We start from the raw sequence: 17,229 nt of genomic DNA on the forward strand, positions 1-17,229 counted from the left end.
TATGTCCTAACGCGCAACGCGCAGTCCACCTTGTTTGCCATGGGTAAATACCACCTGCCAGAGCTGAATATCCCTTGCCCGAAACGCCCCCGCACAAGCATTCAGATAGTAAGTGAACATCCTTTTAAAACGCTCGCCATATTTATCGCGCCAATATTGTGCCAGTCTTCCATCACGAACCAGGGTTCGCTGGCGGCGGCAATATGACGCACAGAGGGCAGGCAACCGTTAGGGAAAATGTATTTGTCGATCCACGGGTCAACATCATTATTGGTTTTGTTAGCACCAATGGTATGCGAAACAATACGGTCGAACTGCTCAGACAGGTCGCGATAATCCTGAAGCAAAATCGTCACATTCAGCCCTTCGCAGCGCTGTTGCGCCAGCTTTTGTTGTTCGGCGGAAATGGTAACACCCACAACATTTACGCTAAAGTGACGCGCGGCATATTCGGCCAGACCTCCCCAGCCACAGCCAATATCCAGTAAAGACATGCCCGGTTCCAGCTGAAGTTTTTCACAGATCATCTGCAATTTGGCTTCCTGAGCGTCTTCCAGCGTACGGGCTTCTTTCCAGTAACCGCAGGAATATTGCATATAAGGATCGAGCATGTGGGTGAAGAGATCGTTACCCAGATCATAATGCTCTTTGCCAACAATCCACGCGCGTTTGCGCGTTTGCAGATTCGTGAGTCGGGAGGCCACAACACGCAAGGTGTCGCGGAAATGGTGAGGGAGTTGCTGATCTAATTTTGACTGCAAAACACGCTGGAAAAAGATATCCAGGCGTTCGCATTCCCACCAGCCATCCATATAGCTTTCACCTAACCCCAGCGATCCTTCCTGCAGAATGCGTTTAAAAAAATCGGGGTTGGTAATCTGGATATCCCAGGGACGGGAACCATTGATTTCAATATTGGCCTGACTCAACATTTCCTGGACGATTCGATACCACGGGTTGTCGTCAAGGCTCACTTCTTCTATACACGATGAACTCATAGCTTCTCCATCACCCTGTGTGATTAAAACCTGAGAAAAAGAATTGTCTGTTTCTACAGGCCTGTGAGAGCACTCACGGCGAATGCCGCAGTCTGATATCCGACGTTAAAAAAGAGGTTTGATGTGAAACTGACAGAGGTCGTAACGTAGTCACTCGGAACAACTCCATGACAACCCTGTCAGGAACCAACAGTGGACGACGACAAACGCCATCGCCCACTCAAAAATGGTGTTAAGTTGTTATTTTATATTGCGCTGAAAAGTATATGCCCACGAAAGGTAATATTCAATTCATTATTGTTAGGGCGCTAACTAAGTGTTTTTACAGGATTCCACCTGGCCCGGCGCCGTCAGGTGGGGCTGTTTTTGCTCCGCCAGTCGCTGGACGATATAGCCAACGACAGCCAGAACAATCGTGCCAGCCATCACCAGCGTAGTGGTCTGTAACGGGGATTCAATCCATGTTGACACCGCCAGACTGGCGAAAAAACAGAGGCCGAGCTGCAACATATTCTGCAAGGCGGCGGCTTTACCGGTCGCCTGGGGGAAGGGCAGTAACGCACTGGACACCACAATCGGGTAAATCGCACCGTTTGCCATCGCCATTCCACAAAACGGCAGTAGCAATGCAAACAAGGAAGGCTGCGGCTGCAGTGAAACAAAATAGATCGCGAGAATGCTGACGCTGTAGAAGGCCAGCAGCCATGGCAACAATTGGCGCCCGGCAAAGTGGTTCAACAGGGCGCGGCAGCTAAACCCGCCGACAAGAAACGCCACAGTTTGCGGAACATAGCTGAGGCCAATATCTGCAGGGGACAAACCAAGGTTACCCAGAATGAAAGGGGAGCCGGTGAGCCAGGCAAAGAAGCTGGCAGAGCACGCGGCATAAATCGCCACGTTGCCACTGTAAATAGGCGACTTCAGCAATGTGAGGAAGCCAGGCGTGCGGGGCTTAACGGCAGCGTGATCGTCCACCGGGCGTGACGGCAAGCGCAATGTAGGGATCAGTAGCGCGAGACTGAGCAGTAACAGGACAACGAAAATAGAACGCCAGGAAAAGTGTTGCAGTAACCAGGCACCCAACAGGGGAGCCAGCGCAGGCGAGAGGGCGACCAGGGGCATAATGGTGGCAAAGACACGGTTGGCCCGCGGACCACTGTAGCGATCAACCACCAGAGCCTGCCAGCTCACCGCCGCAGCGCACACACCCACGGCCTGAACAAAGCGAACGATCAGCAACCAGAAAGCCGACTCCACCCACAGCATGGCTGCACAACCAACGGCGAACAAACTCAACCCCATCATCAATACTGGTTTTCGGCCGATGCGGTCTGACAGCGGGCCCCAGACTAGCTGTGCGCAGGCAAACCCGGCGAGGAAGATACTTAAACTGGCGCTAATGGCACCGGCTTCCGTCTGCAAGTCATGTTGCATCACGCCAAACGCGGGTAGGTACATATCGGTAGCAAGAAAGCCCAGCATGCTGAGCAGCGTAAGGTAAATCATAAATCCTTTGGAACGCATGGTTTTTAACTCTTATTAGACAATTTTTTTACGCGTGCAGTGTAATCGCGTGCTGACCCGTCTGTGAAACGCTAATATTCGTGGGTTGCGATGAAAAATATTGAAGGCGAATCATGTGGTCTGAACATTCTCTTGAAGTGGTTGATGCGGTGGCGAGGACGGGCAGCTTTACCGCTGCTGCGGCGGAATTGCATCGCGTCCCCTCCGCAGTAAGTTATACCGTGCGCCAGCTGGAAGCCTGGCTGGCCGTGAGTCTGTTTGAGCGTCGTCATCGTGATGTGGAGTTGACGGACGCCGGACGGGTTTTCATTGAAGAAGGTCGTGCTGTTATCAAAAAAATGCTCGCCACCCGCACACGCTGTCAACAGGTGGCTAACGGCTGGCGGGGACAAATCAATATTGCGGTCGACAGAATTGTGCGCCCGGCACGCACCCGGCAGCTGGTCGTGGATTTCTACCGGCATTTTCCGGATATGGAACTGCATATCATGCCGGAAGTGTTCAACGGTGTGTGGGATGCGCTGGCTGACGGTCGCGTCGATGTTGCGATCGGTGCGACTCAGGCGATCCCGGTACGAGGACGTTTTGCTTTTCGTGATATGGGAAGTCTTAACTGGCGCTGCGTGGTGAAAACGTCACATCCTCTGCTGAGCCATGAGGGACCGTTAAGCGAGACGTTAATCCGTGAGTGGCCATCGCTGGTGCTGGAAGATACCTCACGTGCCTTGCCGAAACGCACCACGTGGACATTAGATAATCAACGACGGCTGGTGGTGCCTGACTGGGAAAGTGCGTTTGACTGCCTGCGAGCCGGGCTGTGTGTTGGGATGGTACCCGGTCATTTTGCCCAGCCCTGGCTGCAACAAGGCGTGTTAGGAGAAGTGACGCTGACGTCCCCGTTTCCCGACAGTCCCTGTTATCTCAGCTGGTCGGAACAAAGCGCCTCACCGGCGCTAAGTTGGTTACTGGACTATCTGGGGAGCACAGAAACCCTGAATGCAGAGTGGTTAAGCGAACATCCTGGCCAGTGGCAGGTGAGTGATTAACGGCGGTAGTCGCGGAAAGGACCATCGGCAACGGAACGACGCTCGATCAGTGAAGGGTGAACTTCAATGGTTTGCGGATCTTCGCGCTTGCTGGTAATACGGTCCAGCAACATATCAAAAGCGGTTTCGCCCAGACGCTCTTTTGGCTGGTGGACGGTGGTCAGTGCGGGCGTAAAGTAGCGGGCGTTGCGCACGTTATCATAACCGATCACTGAAATATCCTGCGGTACGCGTAGCCCCATTTCATCTGCTGCGCAAATCGCGCAAAGTGATGCCCGCTTCTGCCAGTGCCTTCAGGAATCCGGCATGGCGGCCACCGCCTGTATTACGCTCAAGCTGGCCTGGGATCGCGCCGATATCGCGGTGCCCGCGTTCGATCAGGTAGCGCCCCGCCAGGTAACCACCCTCAAAAGCGACGGTATCAGTGAAATCACCGCGGATCGCCCCAATCCATGACGACCATCGGATATTACGGTTATCTTCCAGCATGAAATCAACGTGTCAGGATATTCGAACACATCACCAGCACCCATCGACGCGTTTTTGCGCCATCATTGACAGATAGGCTTGTTGCTTTTGCAGGTCGTTGTGCGCATTGCCCAAAATCAGCGTATAGCCTTTGGCAAAGCAGCGGTTTTCTATTGCTTCAATGATCTCTGCAAAATAGGGCGCTTCACTGGATGTTGCCAGAAGGCCAATGGTTTTGGTGTGGTTGACCTTCAGACTGCGGGCTACGGCGCTGGGGGAGTAATGCAATTCTTTGATTGCAACCCATACCGCTTCGCGCGTCTCTTCGGCTACAAAGCGCGTTTTGTTAATCACGTGAGACACAGTGGTGGTTGAAACACCGGCGCGCTTTGCCACATCCTTAATTGTTGCCATGAAAATCGTACTCCTGGTGTTATCGTAACATCTTGATAACTAATTGGTTAAACGTTTGCCTGGGTACAGCCATTCCTGCCCGACCAGAATTATTTTGGGTGCTGTCTCAAAGGGTCGGGAAGGGGTAAAATCGTCCGTAGAGTGACATGCAGTGCTGACTTTTACACGTTGCCAACGGTGTTGCGCAACGGAATAAAGAATTCTAACAAGGCTGCGCACAGAAAACGAGATTTTTACGGGTAACTGTGGGAAAATCTGTTGGCTTACTAATAACAAGGTTATTGAGGAGAGAGAATGAACACTGATATGAAAATGACGGCGCTGACCGTTGTGGGTTCACTGCTGATGATTATTGCGTTTAGTTTTACGGCGGTAATGCATTAATTCTTGCACGGGAGGAGGAAACTCTTCCCGAACCCACACGCATTATCGAATCGTTTTAGGCGTCATCATACGGCGCGCACCGATGTAATGTTCCTGCCAGTAATCTTCGCTCAACGCACTGACCTGAATATCTTTACCTGTCCGTGGAGACTGAATAAATTTCCCTCCACCCAGATAGACGCCAACATGATCTGCTGTGCCACGTCCGTTAATACGGAAGAAGACCAGATCACCTTTCTCTAACTGATCGCGCTTAATCGAAGCCGCATCACGCAGATGGTACATTTCATTAGCCGTGCGTGGGATCTTGAACTTCACCAGGTCTTTATAGGCATACCACACCAGACCACTGCAGTCGAAACCGGTTTTCGGAGAGGTGCCGCCCCATTGATAAGGTTTACCGAGCTGGCCCATCAGCTTGTTCATCGCCGTCTCACGTGCTTTCTGGTAGCGAGCGCGATGCGCTTTGCTGAGTTTGAGCGGGGCGTTCAGAGCATCGTTATCATCGTCAGTGGCTTTGCTGCCTGCGCGTTGACGACCATAATGTTTTTTATCTGCTTTTTTGCTGGCCGCGAGTTTTTTACTCAGTGTTTTCTTCTCCACCTTCGCATTACGCACCGGGGCCACGCTGGTTTTTTTCTTTTCTTTCTCTTTCAGTTTTTTTGCCAGCAGAAGCCGTGCTGATTTAGAGGGTTCTTTTTTAGCGGTTTCTTTGGCTTTCTTACTGACAGGTTCTTTGACTTTTTTGGTCGAAGTGGCTTTTACCGGGCGGCGCTTACGGCGGTCATCTACACGTGCAGTATTGCTTTCGGCTTTTTGCTGTTTTGCATTAATAGGGGCATGTGGCGATGCGTGCGCCATGTTGAAGAACAACTGAGTGAAAGCCAGTATGAAGAGCGTGATGAGTAAACGCATCGTTCCCATTAACAGTTTGTGCGCTACAAAAAAAAAGAGATTTCTGCGGTATGCAGAAGGTTAGGCCAATTCTAATCTAACTTCTTAACAAAGGGTAAGGTCTTTTTTGTTTCAATAATACAGATCAAGAAAATGATGTAATATTGAGCACAATCAGGTGGTTAACCCAGCAATAAAACCAGTGTTAGTCATAACAGGTGCAGCAGTGATGATAAGAAAATGTTATTTTGTTTCCCTGTTTTGTCTATTGGTCACATTTTTACCTCTCTCGCATGTGAAAATGTCATTTTCATCGCCAGGGCAGAATCGCTACAATAAGCAGGCTGCGCCCAGCCTACACACGATGTATCGTATTGAGGAAGATATTTATGAGTACTGTTGAAAAAATTCAACGTCAGATCTCTGAAAACCCTATTCTGTTGTACATGAAAGGGTCCCCTAAACTGCCAAGCTGCGGTTTCTCTGCTCAGGCTGTTCAGGCGTTATCTGCTTGTGGCGAGCGCTTCGCGTACGTTGATATTCTGCTGAACCCGGACATCCGTGCAGAAATGCCAAAATATGCCAACTGGCCAACGTTCCCACAGCTGTGGGTAGACGGTGAGCTGGTGGGTGGCTGCGATATCATCATCGAGATGTATCAGCGCGGCGAGCTGCAGCAGCTGATTAAAGAAACTGCGCAGAAATATCCGTCTGACGCCGCAGAGTAACGCAGGCACATTGGCAGCATAAAAAAACCGGGCCCTGAGAGGTCCGGTTTTTTTTCGAGTTTACAGCACGTTGCTTTATTCTTCGCTGTCGTCACTTTCTGCATCAACCGGCAGTGGCCAGCCTCCCAGACGTTTCCAGCGGTTGACCAGTTCGCAGAACAGATCGGCCGTTTGCAGGGTATCGTACAGTGCGGAGTGTGCCTGGGCGTTATCAAAAGTGTCAAAGGTGACGAATGGGTGGAAAGGATTACGCTTCAGGCTGGCGCGTTCGGCAGCCGCATTCATGAAGTTCAGATCGAATGTGGCGTTGTGTGCCACCATAATCGCCCGGCTACAGCCGCTCTCCTTAATTCCCTTGCGCACCAGTTTGAAAATGGCATGCAACGCTTCATGTTCACTGACCGCACCGCGCAGCGGATTCTCCGGGTCGATACCGTTAAATGCCAGCGCTTCAGGTTGCAGAACTGAACCGACAAAAGGCTCTACGTGGAAATGGATCGTCTCATCTTTCTCCAGCCAGCCATCGTCATTCATCTTTAGCGTCACCGCTGCGATTTCCAGTAATGCGTTAGTTTTGGCATCAAAACCGGCGGTTTCAACATCAATAACGACTGGATAAAAACCGCGAAAACGGCTGCTAAGGGTATTCAGTTCATTCGATTCAGACATCGGCATCTCACAGGAGAAAAAAAGGCAGCGCGCATTATGGCAAATTTTGTCGGGGGATGCAGCAGGGAGGGGAAGCGGGTGCCTAAAAGGCACCCGAAATACTTAGTGGCCGAGGCCGTTACCCGCTTGTTTGTTCTCGATCAGCTCAATTTTATAGCCATCCGGGTCTTCAACAAACGCGATCACGGTGGTGCCACCTTTTACCGGACCGGCTTCACGGGTCACGTTCCCGCCATCGTTGCGGATACGATCGCAGGTCGCGGCCACATCATCCACGCCCAGTGCGATATGTCCGTAAGCATTGCCCAGGTCGTATTTATCCACGCCCCAGTTGTAGGTCAGCTCAATGACAGCACCTTCGCTCTCTTCGGTGTAGCCGACAAACGCGAGGGTGTATTTATATTCGGTATTTTCACTGGTGCGCAGCAGGCGCATGCCCAGCACTTTAGTATAAAAATCAACAGAGCGTTGCAGATCGCCAACGCGCAGCATGGTGTGAAGTAAACGCATAACATCCTCTTTTATCGGCGTCATCGATGGATGACGTAAAAAAACCAGTATAACGATTATGCCATCGGGTGCGAACCCTTGTGGAAATTAACCGAGGAACGGATAGTCTGTATAGCCTTCGGCACCGCCGCCATAAAAAGTTTCTGGCTTAGGTTCGTTCAGCGGAGCATCGTTTTGCAGACGCGCGACCAGGTCCGGGTTGGCAATATAGCTGCGGCCAAACGCAACAGCATCAATCAGGCCTTGCCCGATAAGGGCTTCGGCTTTTTCTGCCGTGTAACCGCCCGCGCCGACAATGACGCCAGGATAAACAGCACGGATGGCCTGACGGAATTCACGGGTGTAAGGCTTGCCACCGGCCCAGTCAGGTTCAGAGATGTGCAGGTAGGCCAGTTGGCGTTTTGCCAGCTCAGCAATAAAGTACAGGGCGGCTTCTTCCTGATCTTCGCCGTTATCCAGACCGTTGAAAGGCCCCAGCGGAGAAATACGGATACCGATGCGATCGGCACTCCAGCCTGCAATGGCGGCATCCACGACTTCCAGCGCAAAGCGGGTACGATTTTCGATACTGCCACCGTACTGGTCGTCACGCTGGTTGGATGCCGGAGAAAGGAACTGGTGAATCAGGTAGCCATGAGCGGCATGCAGTTCAACCAGATCAAAATCGGCCTCACGTGCATTAATTACGGCCTGACGGAAGTCACCAACGATGCCTGCAACTTCTGCCGTGGCTAATGCGCGCGGTGTGGAAGTGGCCTCGCGTACCGGTTTCCCCTCTGCATCACGCAGGGATGTGCGGGTTTCGGCATTAATAGCAGAAGCAGAAACGGGATCCTTACCTTCAGGTTGCAGGCTGGCATGAGAAATACGCCCGGTGTGCCAGAGCTGCACGGCGCTGTGGCCGCCATCCTGATGAATCCCGGCGTTAATCGCTTTCCAGGCACTCATCTGCTCTGATGAATGTAATCCCGGTGCACCGGCATAACCTTTCGCCTGGAAGCTGATCTGTGTCGCTTCAGTAATAATCAACCCGGCAGTTGCGCGCTGGCGATAATATTCACCCATCAGTGGGGTAGGGATATCGCCGGGCTCAATGCTACGCAGGCGCGTCAGCGGTGCCATAAAAATGCGGTTAGGCACGGTGATGGCACCGGTTTTCAACGGGGTAAACAGCGTGTTCAGTTTCATAACTTACTCCTGGTAGACCGGTCGACTAGTGTGGGTTGTTTTTTTTAAGCTTTACGCAATATGCGCGTCATTTCCTGCCATGCATTGAGTAACGGTGCATTATCACGGCAGATTTTACTTTGCAGACTGGCGCCCAGCCACAGCGTGTACAGGGTTTGTGCACAGGCTGCACTGTTCACGTCAGCATGCAGTGTTTGCTGTTGTTGTGCTCTTTCCAGTGATGCCTTCAGGGTATCCATCAACGCGGTTGATCCCGCATGTAACGCACTGCGCATAGCTTCAGACAGATCGCAGACTTCGGCGGATAATTTCACCGACAGGCATCCCGCAAAACTGCTTTCTTCACAGTAAGAGAGTGACTGATGATAATAGTCGAGCACGCGCTGGCGGGAATCATCCTGATGATCATTCAGATAATCTTGCAGACGCTGATGATAGCGGGCGAAGTAGCGTTCCAGCATGGCAACGCCGAACACTTCTTTAGAGGCAAAGTAGTAGTAGAACGACCCTTTTGGCACTTCTGCCTGTTTGAGCAGCTCGATCAGGCCCATACCGTTGAAGCCGCGCTGAAGGCAGAGCAGTTCACCGGTATCGAGCAGATGTTCACGTGTGTCAAAGCGGGTCGTTTTATTAATAGCAGCAGAGTACTAGACCGAACGGTCGGTTTCAACCCTTAGCTGCTTTTACGACACGATCGGATCATATCCAGAGAAGGTTGATACTCCCGGGTTTGCACATTCATCATACCCAACAGGGTATGGAAGATGTTGTCTTGAGAGACATCATCGGTCTGCGCCTGTCGTTGCAGGCATTGCTGATCAATGCCAAATGCGGTGGCGTAGTCCGGTGACATCCAGAGTAAAAACGGAATATGTGTCTGCTGGCTCGGTGCAAACACGTAGGGGGTGCCGTGCAGATACATCCCATGTTCCCCCAGAGACTCCCCGTGGTCGGAGAGATAGACCATCGCCACGTTGTATTTATCACTGTACGACTTCAGCAGATTAATCGTGCTGTCCAGCATGCTGTCAGTATAGAGAATGGAGTTGTCGTAAGTATTGACCAGCGCCTGAGGGTCGCAGTCCTGAATCTGATTACTGTCACAGGTTGGTGTGAACTGTCGCAGGGCATCCGGGTAACGCAGATAGTACGCCGGGCCATGGCTGCCCATCTGATGCAGGACAATCACCGTGTCATCCTTCACGCTGTCAATATAGTTACTGAGGCGATGCAGCAGCACGTCATCAAGGCAGTAATCACTTTTGCATAATGCACTGACCTTCCATTTGGTCATATCAGTATGAGGTACGCGATCGCAGGCACCTTTACAGCCACCGTCATTTTCTCGCCAGAGTACGTTAACACCGGCATGCGCCATGACATCCAGCAATCCTTCCTGATGGTGTGCACGACCCGCGTCATACTGCTGGCGCGGCATATTAGAAAACATGCAGGGCACGGAGATGGCGGTTTCGGTGCCGCAGGACGTAGCGTTGCGATAGTAGATGACATTGTCACGTTTCAGTTTTGGGTTAGTTTCCCTCGTATAGCCCCCGAGTGAGAAGTTTTCAGCCCGCGCGGTTTCACCCAACACAAAAATCACCAGTGTTTTTTTCTGCTCACCGGCTAACTGTGGGCCTTTACGGGCATCCTGGCCTATTTTAATCAGCGCCTGATCACCCGCAAACCAGCGGTTGTCAGTGTAGTGTCCAATACTGCTGACCACATTGGCTGGCGTGATCATTTTCACCAGACCTTTATTATTACGGATCATCGAGGCGTAATCTTTGTAGAACAGCGCTGCCACCAAAAGTACCACAAGAATGGCACCCAGAGACGTCACTGCGCGCCAGACGATAGCCATCCACCACGGGCGGTTGTTTTCGATTCGGGTCAGCAACATGATCGCCGCAGGGAGTACGCCCAGTAGCAGCAGCCAGAGGAGATATTTCACGCTGAACAGCGAGGTCGCTTCCTGCAGATCCGTTTCAAACACGTTCTGGATCATGTTGGTATCGATCACCGTACCAAAACTGTACATAAAGTAGTTGGCGGCGGCACTGGCAACGATCAGTATCACCAATAAAGGCTTACGTAGCCACGGCAGGGCGGCGACGTTGAAGATCACTAAAAAGGCGCAGAACAGCACCAGAGGAAGCGTAGCCGCATAAAGATAGTCGTGCAGTCCTTGATAGGGAATAATTTCCCATGCCCGAAGCAGGAAGATACTGTTGAGTATCAGCGCGAAAAACAGCGCAGCGCAAACGTTAAAGGTAATTTCATTACAACGTAACTTGTTCAGGCGTTTCATGGTCGTCCAGTAACAGAATAATCTGAAACAAGAGTAACCGGGAAAGCTTAGATAAACCTTAACTTTGCTTAAACATCGGGATAGCCCGCCAGAAGCGGGCCATAATATTAGTAAGCAACGGTAAACTGCTGGCGAATATGTTGCGGATGTTCGATTTCGTCCAGGATGGCTACGGCCAGATCAGCAACGCTGACAGACGCGGGTTTGTCTCCATCCATCAGTAATGAGGTGGTGCCCAGACGGAACTGCCCGGGGCGCGGGCCTGGTTCGAGAACCGCGGCCGGGGAAAGGTAAGTCCACTCCAGCGCCTGTTCTTCAGCCTGAAGCTGATTACGCAATGCACGTGCACCCAGCGCGCCGGGTTTGATATTAGCCGGGAAGGCTTCCGTATCGACCAACTCTACGCCCGGAGCCACTTCCAGGCTGCCAGCGCCACCCACTACCAGTATGCGCTTCACGCCGCTGCTTTTTACGGCTTGCAGGATTTGCTGGCTGCCGCGGGTAAATTTTTCAAAAAGATCGCTCTCCGCCCAACCCGGATTATAGGCGCTGATGACGGCATCCTGACCTTTCAGAACGCCACTCAACCAGGCGCTGTCATGAATATCACCTGTGACCACAGTCAACTGAGGATCTGAAGGCAGATTTTTTCCTGAGCGAGAGAGGGCCGTCACCTGATGGCCGCGTGCCAGGGCTTCTTTTACAACATCAGGGCCGACAAAACCCGTTGCGCCAATAATGGTAATTTTCATTTATTCATTCCTCTGTAAGTGTGGATTCAACTTTACGGCTTAACAGATAGGATGATAAGTGGCATATTTTAGCTTTTATAATGAAGTGATACTTACGAATAATGGAAAAACTCAATCGTATGGCCGTGTTTGCAACGGTTGTCAGCGAAGGCTCTCTGGCAGCCGCTGCACGCCGTCTGGGCATGTCGCCTTCAGCGGTTAGCCAGCATCTGCGGGCACTTGAGCAGGCGGTGGGTGTGCCATTACTGCATCGTTCAACCCGAAAGCTCACACTTTCTGAGGCGGGGGCGGCATTCTATCCGGGCTGCGAGGCCATGCTTCACCACGCGCTGGAAGCGTAAACACGACTCGCGGAAATGCGCGATACGCTGAGCGGAGAGTTGCGCATCAGCGCAACGGTAGGGATCGGCGGCCAGCCGCTGTGTAGTGCGTTATCACCCTTGTTACAACAGAATCCGGGGCTGAAGCTACGCATTATTGCCACCGATAACGTGCTGGATATGATTGAGCATCGGATTGATATTGCTTTACGCTTTAGCCGCCAGTTAAGTGATGCCAATATTATTGCCCATCCGCTGGCAGAATGGCCGATGGTTATCTGCGCAGCACCCGCCTATCTCAGCCGTTATGGCGTGCCGCAAACGCCGCAGGCACTCTCAGCCCATCGCTGGATACACGGTCATCGGACGCACCGCCATATTGATTTCCATCATCCAAGAGAAGGGGCGTTGACGCTGCGTCTGGCTGAAGGGCAGGTAGTCAGTGACAGTATGAACGTGATGCGTGCATTTACCGTTGCGGGGATGGGGCTGTCATTGCAGCCGTTGCAGGAGATACAGGAGGAGCTGCACAGCGGGCAACTCATGGTGCTGCTGCCTGAGTGGCGCGCCAGCCCTCTAAAGCTGACGGCACTCACGCTGGAACGCGTTTTACCGGAGAAAAGTCAGCAGGCGTTACGTGCGTTACGTGACTATTTTAGTAAAAATCACCGGGTCACACTTGCAGACATGGGATGAGCCGTCTTCAATGAAGACAGAGTGAACTTACCAGGAGTGGCGGTGGCAGAGCAATTAGAGTTTTTCCCGGTACCCAGTCCCTGTCGCGGGATCTGTCAGGTTAACGAACGCGGTTACTGCCGTGGCTGCCTGCGTAGCCGTGAAGAACGGTTCAACTGGATGACGTATAACGATGCACAGAAACGTGACGTTCTGCGTCTGTGTCGCCTGCGTCTCCAGCGCCAGCGTCGTGGGGAGAATCCAGACATTCCGGATCAGCCAGAGCAACCCACGTTGTTTTGACGCGGAGTTTGATCCGCCCCTGTTGTAGCGATGACCTGATGGCGTATTATCCGGGTCAGCTATTTCATCAACGGGAGTAAGAATAAGATGCTACAACGTGTACAGATCGCCCCACAGGGACCGTCATTTTCACCGCTGGTGATGGGATACTGGCGGTTGATGGAGTGGGGAATGACCTCTCAGCAGCTGGTGCAATTTATTGAGCAACATCTGGAATGTGGTATCAGTACGGTTGACCACGCTGATATTTATGGCGGCTATCAGTGTGAAGCCGAGTTTGGCAAAGCGCTGCGCCTGCAACCGTCTTTGCGTCAACGTCTGGAGTTGGTGACGAAATGCGGGATTGCCACAACGGCAAACCCAGACAACGCCCTGGGTCACTATGTCACTGATGCCGCGCACATCATGACGAGTGCTGAAAATTCCCTGCGTTATTTTAATACCGACTACCTCGATCTGTTATTGATCCATCGTCCCGATCCCCTCATGGAGGCAGATGAAGTTGCCAGTGCGTTTCAGCAGCTTCATCAAAGCGGAAAAGTAAAACATTTCGGTGTATCTAACTTTACTCCTGCACAATATTCGCTGTTACAGTCACGACTGCCGTTTACACTGGTCACCAACCAGGTTGAAATTTCCCCTGTGCACCAGCCGCTGTTATTAGACGGTACGCTGGATCAGTGTCAGCAGATGCGGGTCAGGCCGATGGCATGGTCATGTCTTGCAGGCGGGACGATGTTCAGCGCACCTGAGTTCCAGCCGCTGCGTGATGAACTGTTATTGATCCAGCAAGAGACCGGTGCAGAGAATATTGAGCAGTTGATTTATGCCTGGATTCTGCAATTACCTTCTAAGCCACTGCCGATTATTGGAAGTGGTAAAATTGAACGAGTCAGCGCGGCAGCGAGAGCGGTTAACGTGACGCTGACTCGTCAGCAGTGGTTCCGTATTCGTAAAGCGGCCCTGGGTTTTGATGTGCCGTAATCCGCAATCAACAGTAGTAGCATCATTGTCTGACGACATCACGTTGATGTCGTTTGCAACCGTGAGAGTGAACAGTATAAACGCCAGATAATCCCGGCCAGATCGATGCCTTGATCTTCATGAGTATCACGCAGTATATCGATGCGCTGTTGTAGTGTTTTCAACGTATCGTTCAGGGGAATAGGGTGTATCCCGCGTTCACTGATAATAGATTGCAAATCGTGTAGCACGGCGTCGCGTATATTTGCTAATGCTGAAGAGGGTGTTTTCCAGTTGCGCAGATTCCAGGCAATATGCGAACAGTTGAGCAATACAACGCCCCAGCGCATCAGCCACAGATGTGCCTGGTCATCGCGACTATTTTTAAGTTGGTTGATGCGGTGATAAACCAACGATTCAAAACTATTCTGACTTAGGCGAGGGCGTCTTCCCAACTGGTCGACAAACTCACTGCGCAAAGCGCGGATATGACGCCTGCTGCGGTGTTTATCAGAACTGGGACGCAAAATACAGAAGGCCAGCCAGACCATCGCCACGCCACAGACTTTTGCCAGGTTATCATTAACAAAACCCGAAAAATCATAGGTGGGAGGATTGGTGACTGACAGGAAGGACCCCATAAAAACAACCAGTTGCCCCCAAAGGGCAGCCCGTTTTTTATCCTGTAATTTAATCAGTTGCATGGTGATCAGCAGAGGGAAAAGTACGATAAGAAATTGCCACAGTACGGTCACCTGAATCATGAAAGCAAACTTCATGACAAAGCTGAAGAGTGACAGCAGCACCAGTGTTTTGATCAATAATGTGGCGCTGCTGACCGGGGATGCAGAAGATGAATAAAGCACGCAACTGATAGCGGCCAGCGTCAGTGCTGAGTCACCGGAATCCCACTGCGTTGTGATCCAGAAACTGGTTCCGAAAAAAATCACACAAAAGGTTCGCAGTGCATTCCAGCTGGCTTCTGCCCCATCTGCTTCGCGAGCCAGTGATGGCACAACCGGAGGAGTGAGATCCGTATGGTTATCTGCACGTTCGAACTGGCGTAGCCAGCGTGCGATATTCAGATACAGCCAGCAGAAATAACGTAGCTGCTCCCAGAAGGCCCGGTGCCGATAGTCCGTCGTGTCCATCGGGGCAGCGCGATAGAGTATTTGCGCCAGGTAATACTTATCTTTTTCACCCTTAGCCATGGCTTCCAGGGTTTTCTGGTGGGTTTTCCCAGTTAAGCAACATCCGACGCAGGCTGGAGATAATGCTGGTCAGGCGCAACTGCTGGTGCAAAACATAGTTCAGCACATTGTTTTGACGGCGAAAGCGGTAATGACTCCAGAATGCCTGGATGCGCAGCAGATTCATTGTCAGGATTTCGCCAATCACGTTTTCGTGGGCCTGGCGTATCGTGCTGGTGTCCTCTTTATTTAACATCTCCGTTGCATGGGCGAGCAGCTTGCTGTGCATCTCTTTGAGGGAATGAATTAACGTCTCTCCATCCGAGGTGCTGGGCAAGATCATCATCATGAGTGCGCCGCACAGTATTCCGGAAATGACCTCACAGACGCGTGCCTGCGTAATGGTCCATATACTGTCGATCTCAACTTCATTGACACAGGTAAAGGCGATGATGGCGGCGGTATAGCCTGCCAGCGAAAAGGCGTAGGCCACATTATTCTGATAATGGTTTGATATCCACGTGCACAAAGCCAGCCAGCTTGCAATCGACACGGCAAAAAGCCATGGCTCGTCCAGTGTATGACCGGCGATCACCAGGGCTGCCGTCGCGCCCAGCATACTCCCCACAATGCGCCCGAGGCTTTTACTGATCACGCCGCCAACAGTAGGAAAACTCACCACGGCAGCAGAGGTCATCGCCCAGTAAGGTTCATCCAGCTGAAGACCGTAAGCGATACTCAAGGCCAGACACATGGCGATGGTATAACGCAAGGCGTAGCGCCATTGCGCAGCAGTGGCTTTGTTCCACGGCAACTGCTGCCATTGCAGCCAGCTCAGATTAAGTCGACTCATTGCTGGACAGAAATTGTGCAGGTGGTCCCGGCGACCAGTGTTATGGCGGGCGGAAGATGAGTCAGGCGGATACGCACCGGTACGCGCTGGGCCAGCCGGACCCAGGGGACGTTCGGTTTGATATCCGGCACCAGGCCGCTGTCGGATTCGATACTCTGGTCGTAGATTGCCCGGCCAATACTTTGTACCACGCCGGTGAGTGGCTGATCGTTACTGTACAGGGTGATATTCGCCTTGGCGCCTGTGCGGATATGACGCAGTTTGGTCTCTTCAAAATAACCCATCACGTAAAACGAATGGCTATCTACCAGCACAAACAGCGGTGATCCGGTGGTGGCGTAGTTGCCTATCCGGGTTTCCAGATTGTTGATCCAGCCATCGGTGGGGGCAAAAACCACGGTTTGCGACAGGTTCCAGCGTGCACGGTCCTCCTCAGCCTGAGCAGCCTTAACGTTTGCTTCCATTGCCTTGACGTTGAGATTAGCGACATCAAGCGCTTCTTCTGAAATAACATTACGGCCAAGATTTTGACGGCGATGAGCCTCATGCTGTGCCTTGATAAGGTCCGACTGTGCTTTTGCCAGTTGGGCTTCTGCATTCAGTACGGCAATACGATAGGGCTTATCATCAAGGGTAAACAAGCGGGTTCCTTTAGTCACAAACTGGTTATCTTCGACATCGAGCTCAACAATGCGCCCGGAAACCTGTGGAGTAATACTGACCAGTTCGGCTCTGACTTTGCCATCTCGTGTCCAGGGTGACTGCATATAGTAATTCCACATCCACCAGCCGGCACAGAGTGCCGCCGCGAAAAAAAACACGGTGGAAAAGTATCTTAAATAATTTAGTTTCATTACGTTACCCGACGATTAACAACCCCAGAGAGGCGGCTATGCAGAGAGTAAACAATCCAGTCACGCAGTAACGGATGAAGTACAGCCATAAGAAAAAACCGAGCAGAACGACTTTGAACAGGGGCGGAAAAAAAGTGAGTCCCCGACACCAGCTCGGTGATGGGGCTGGCAGCCGTTAATATTGA

Annotated in this window: 14 protein-coding genes and 4 pseudogenes; 6 read left to right on the top strand and 12 right to left on the bottom strand. The window is 51.8% G+C overall.

Features of this window, described 5'->3' with window-relative positions; genetic code table 11:
• Positions 1-6: 6 nt before the first annotated feature.
• Positions 7-998: pseudogene (locus WH277_RS16570) on the bottom strand (cyclopropane-fatty-acyl-phospholipid synthase).
• Positions 999-1,310: 312 nt separating this feature from the next.
• Positions 1,311-2,522: a purine nucleoside transporter PunC gene (punC, locus tag WH277_RS16575; protein WP_339505974.1), complete on the bottom strand. Its 1,212-nt coding sequence runs from the start codon at positions 2,520-2,522 to the stop codon at positions 1,311-1,313.
• Positions 2,523-2,635: 113 nt separating this feature from the next.
• Between punC and punR the strand changes: the two genes are divergently transcribed.
• A complete protein-coding gene (gene punR / locus WH277_RS16580) occupies positions 2,636-3,568 on the top strand; it encodes a DNA-binding transcriptional activator PunR (RefSeq protein WP_133845259.1) in 933 nt (310 codons plus the stop codon).
• Here punR and WH277_RS16585 read toward each other — a convergent pair.
• Positions 3,565-4,450: pseudogene (locus WH277_RS16585) on the bottom strand (substrate-binding domain-containing protein). The gene punR and the pseudogene WH277_RS16585 overlap by 4 nt on opposite strands.
• A gap of 294 nt (positions 4,451-4,744) precedes the next feature.
• Here WH277_RS16585 and cydH point away from each other — a divergent pair.
• Entirely contained in the window at positions 4,745-4,834 is a 90-nt protein-coding gene (cydH, locus tag WH277_RS16590; RefSeq protein ID WP_133845256.1) for a cytochrome bd-I oxidase subunit CydH, read from the top strand.
• 42 nt (positions 4,835-4,876) lie between these two features.
• Here the strand turns inward: cydH and WH277_RS16595 are convergent, their stop codons facing one another.
• Complete coding sequence (locus tag WH277_RS16595) at positions 4,877-5,749, bottom strand: C40 family peptidase (RefSeq protein WP_133845254.1); 873 nt, start codon at positions 5,747-5,749, stop codon at positions 4,877-4,879.
• A 368-nt stretch (positions 5,750-6,117) separates the two neighbouring features.
• Here WH277_RS16595 and WH277_RS16600 point away from each other — a divergent pair, with 368 nt between their 5' ends.
• Positions 6,118-6,456, top strand: coding sequence for a Grx4 family monothiol glutaredoxin (locus tag WH277_RS16600; RefSeq protein ID WP_133845252.1), 339 nt, complete (start codon positions 6,118-6,120; stop codon positions 6,454-6,456).
• A gap of 75 nt (positions 6,457-6,531) precedes the next feature.
• Here WH277_RS16600 and WH277_RS16605 read toward each other — a convergent pair whose 3' ends face one another.
• The 6 genes from WH277_RS16605 to WH277_RS16630 form a co-directional block, all read right to left on the bottom strand.
• On the bottom strand, positions 6,532-7,131 hold the full coding sequence (locus WH277_RS16605; RefSeq protein WP_339505975.1) for an exonuclease domain-containing protein: 600 nt from the start codon (positions 7,129-7,131) through the stop codon (positions 6,532-6,534).
• Between the two features lie 96 nt (positions 7,132-7,227).
• Entirely contained in the window at positions 7,228-7,635 is a 408-nt protein-coding gene (gloA, locus tag WH277_RS16610) for a lactoylglutathione lyase (protein WP_133845248.1), read from the bottom strand.
• Between the two features lie 87 nt (positions 7,636-7,722).
• Positions 7,723-8,823 (bottom strand): alkene reductase, encoded by a 1,101-nt coding sequence (locus tag WH277_RS16615; protein WP_133845246.1) that lies wholly within the window; start codon positions 8,821-8,823, stop codon positions 7,723-7,725.
• Positions 8,824-8,867: 44 nt separating this feature from the next.
• The gene (locus WH277_RS16620; protein ID WP_133845244.1) at positions 8,868-9,458 is read right to left on the bottom strand and encodes a TetR/AcrR family transcriptional regulator; all 591 of its coding nucleotides are present in this window, start codon (positions 9,456-9,458) and stop codon (positions 8,868-8,870) included.
• 38 nt (positions 9,459-9,496) lie between these two features.
• On the bottom strand, positions 9,497-11,134 hold the full coding sequence (gene eptA / locus WH277_RS16625; protein WP_339505976.1) for a phosphoethanolamine transferase EptA: 1,638 nt from the start codon (positions 11,132-11,134) through the stop codon (positions 9,497-9,499).
• 107 nt (positions 11,135-11,241) lie between these two features.
• Complete coding sequence (locus tag WH277_RS16630; protein ID WP_339505977.1) at positions 11,242-11,886, bottom strand: NAD(P)-dependent oxidoreductase; 645 nt, start codon at positions 11,884-11,886, stop codon at positions 11,242-11,244.
• A gap of 101 nt (positions 11,887-11,987) precedes the next feature.
• Between WH277_RS16630 and WH277_RS16640 the strand changes: the two are divergent.
• From WH277_RS16640 to WH277_RS16650, 3 genes and pseudogenes are all read left to right on the top strand, one after another.
• Positions 11,988-12,902, top strand: a pseudogene (locus WH277_RS16640) (LysR substrate-binding domain-containing protein).
• Positions 12,903-12,944: 42 nt separating this feature from the next.
• Positions 12,945-13,184: a DUF1289 domain-containing protein gene (locus WH277_RS16645; RefSeq protein WP_159337210.1), complete on the top strand. Its 240-nt coding sequence runs from the start codon at positions 12,945-12,947 to the stop codon at positions 13,182-13,184.
• 87 nt (positions 13,185-13,271) lie between these two features.
• The gene (locus WH277_RS16650; protein WP_133845236.1) at positions 13,272-14,168 is read left to right on the top strand and encodes an aldo/keto reductase; all 897 of its coding nucleotides are present in this window, start codon (positions 13,272-13,274) and stop codon (positions 14,166-14,168) included.
• A 38-nt stretch (positions 14,169-14,206) separates the two neighbouring features.
• Here the strand turns inward: WH277_RS16650 and WH277_RS16655 are convergent.
• Positions 14,207-16,190: pseudogene (locus WH277_RS16655) on the bottom strand (FUSC family protein).
• A complete protein-coding gene (locus tag WH277_RS16660) occupies positions 16,187-17,044 on the bottom strand; it encodes an efflux RND transporter periplasmic adaptor subunit (protein ID WP_171148578.1) in 858 nt (285 codons plus the stop codon). The pseudogene WH277_RS16655 and the gene WH277_RS16660 overlap by 4 nt, the downstream one beginning before the upstream one ends.
• Between the last annotated feature and the right edge of the window lie 185 nt (positions 17,045-17,229).

This window comes from Erwinia sp. MYb416 (genome assembly GCF_037479575.1).
Taxonomy (GTDB): Bacteria; Pseudomonadota; Gammaproteobacteria; order Enterobacterales; family Enterobacteriaceae; genus Erwinia; species Erwinia rhapontici.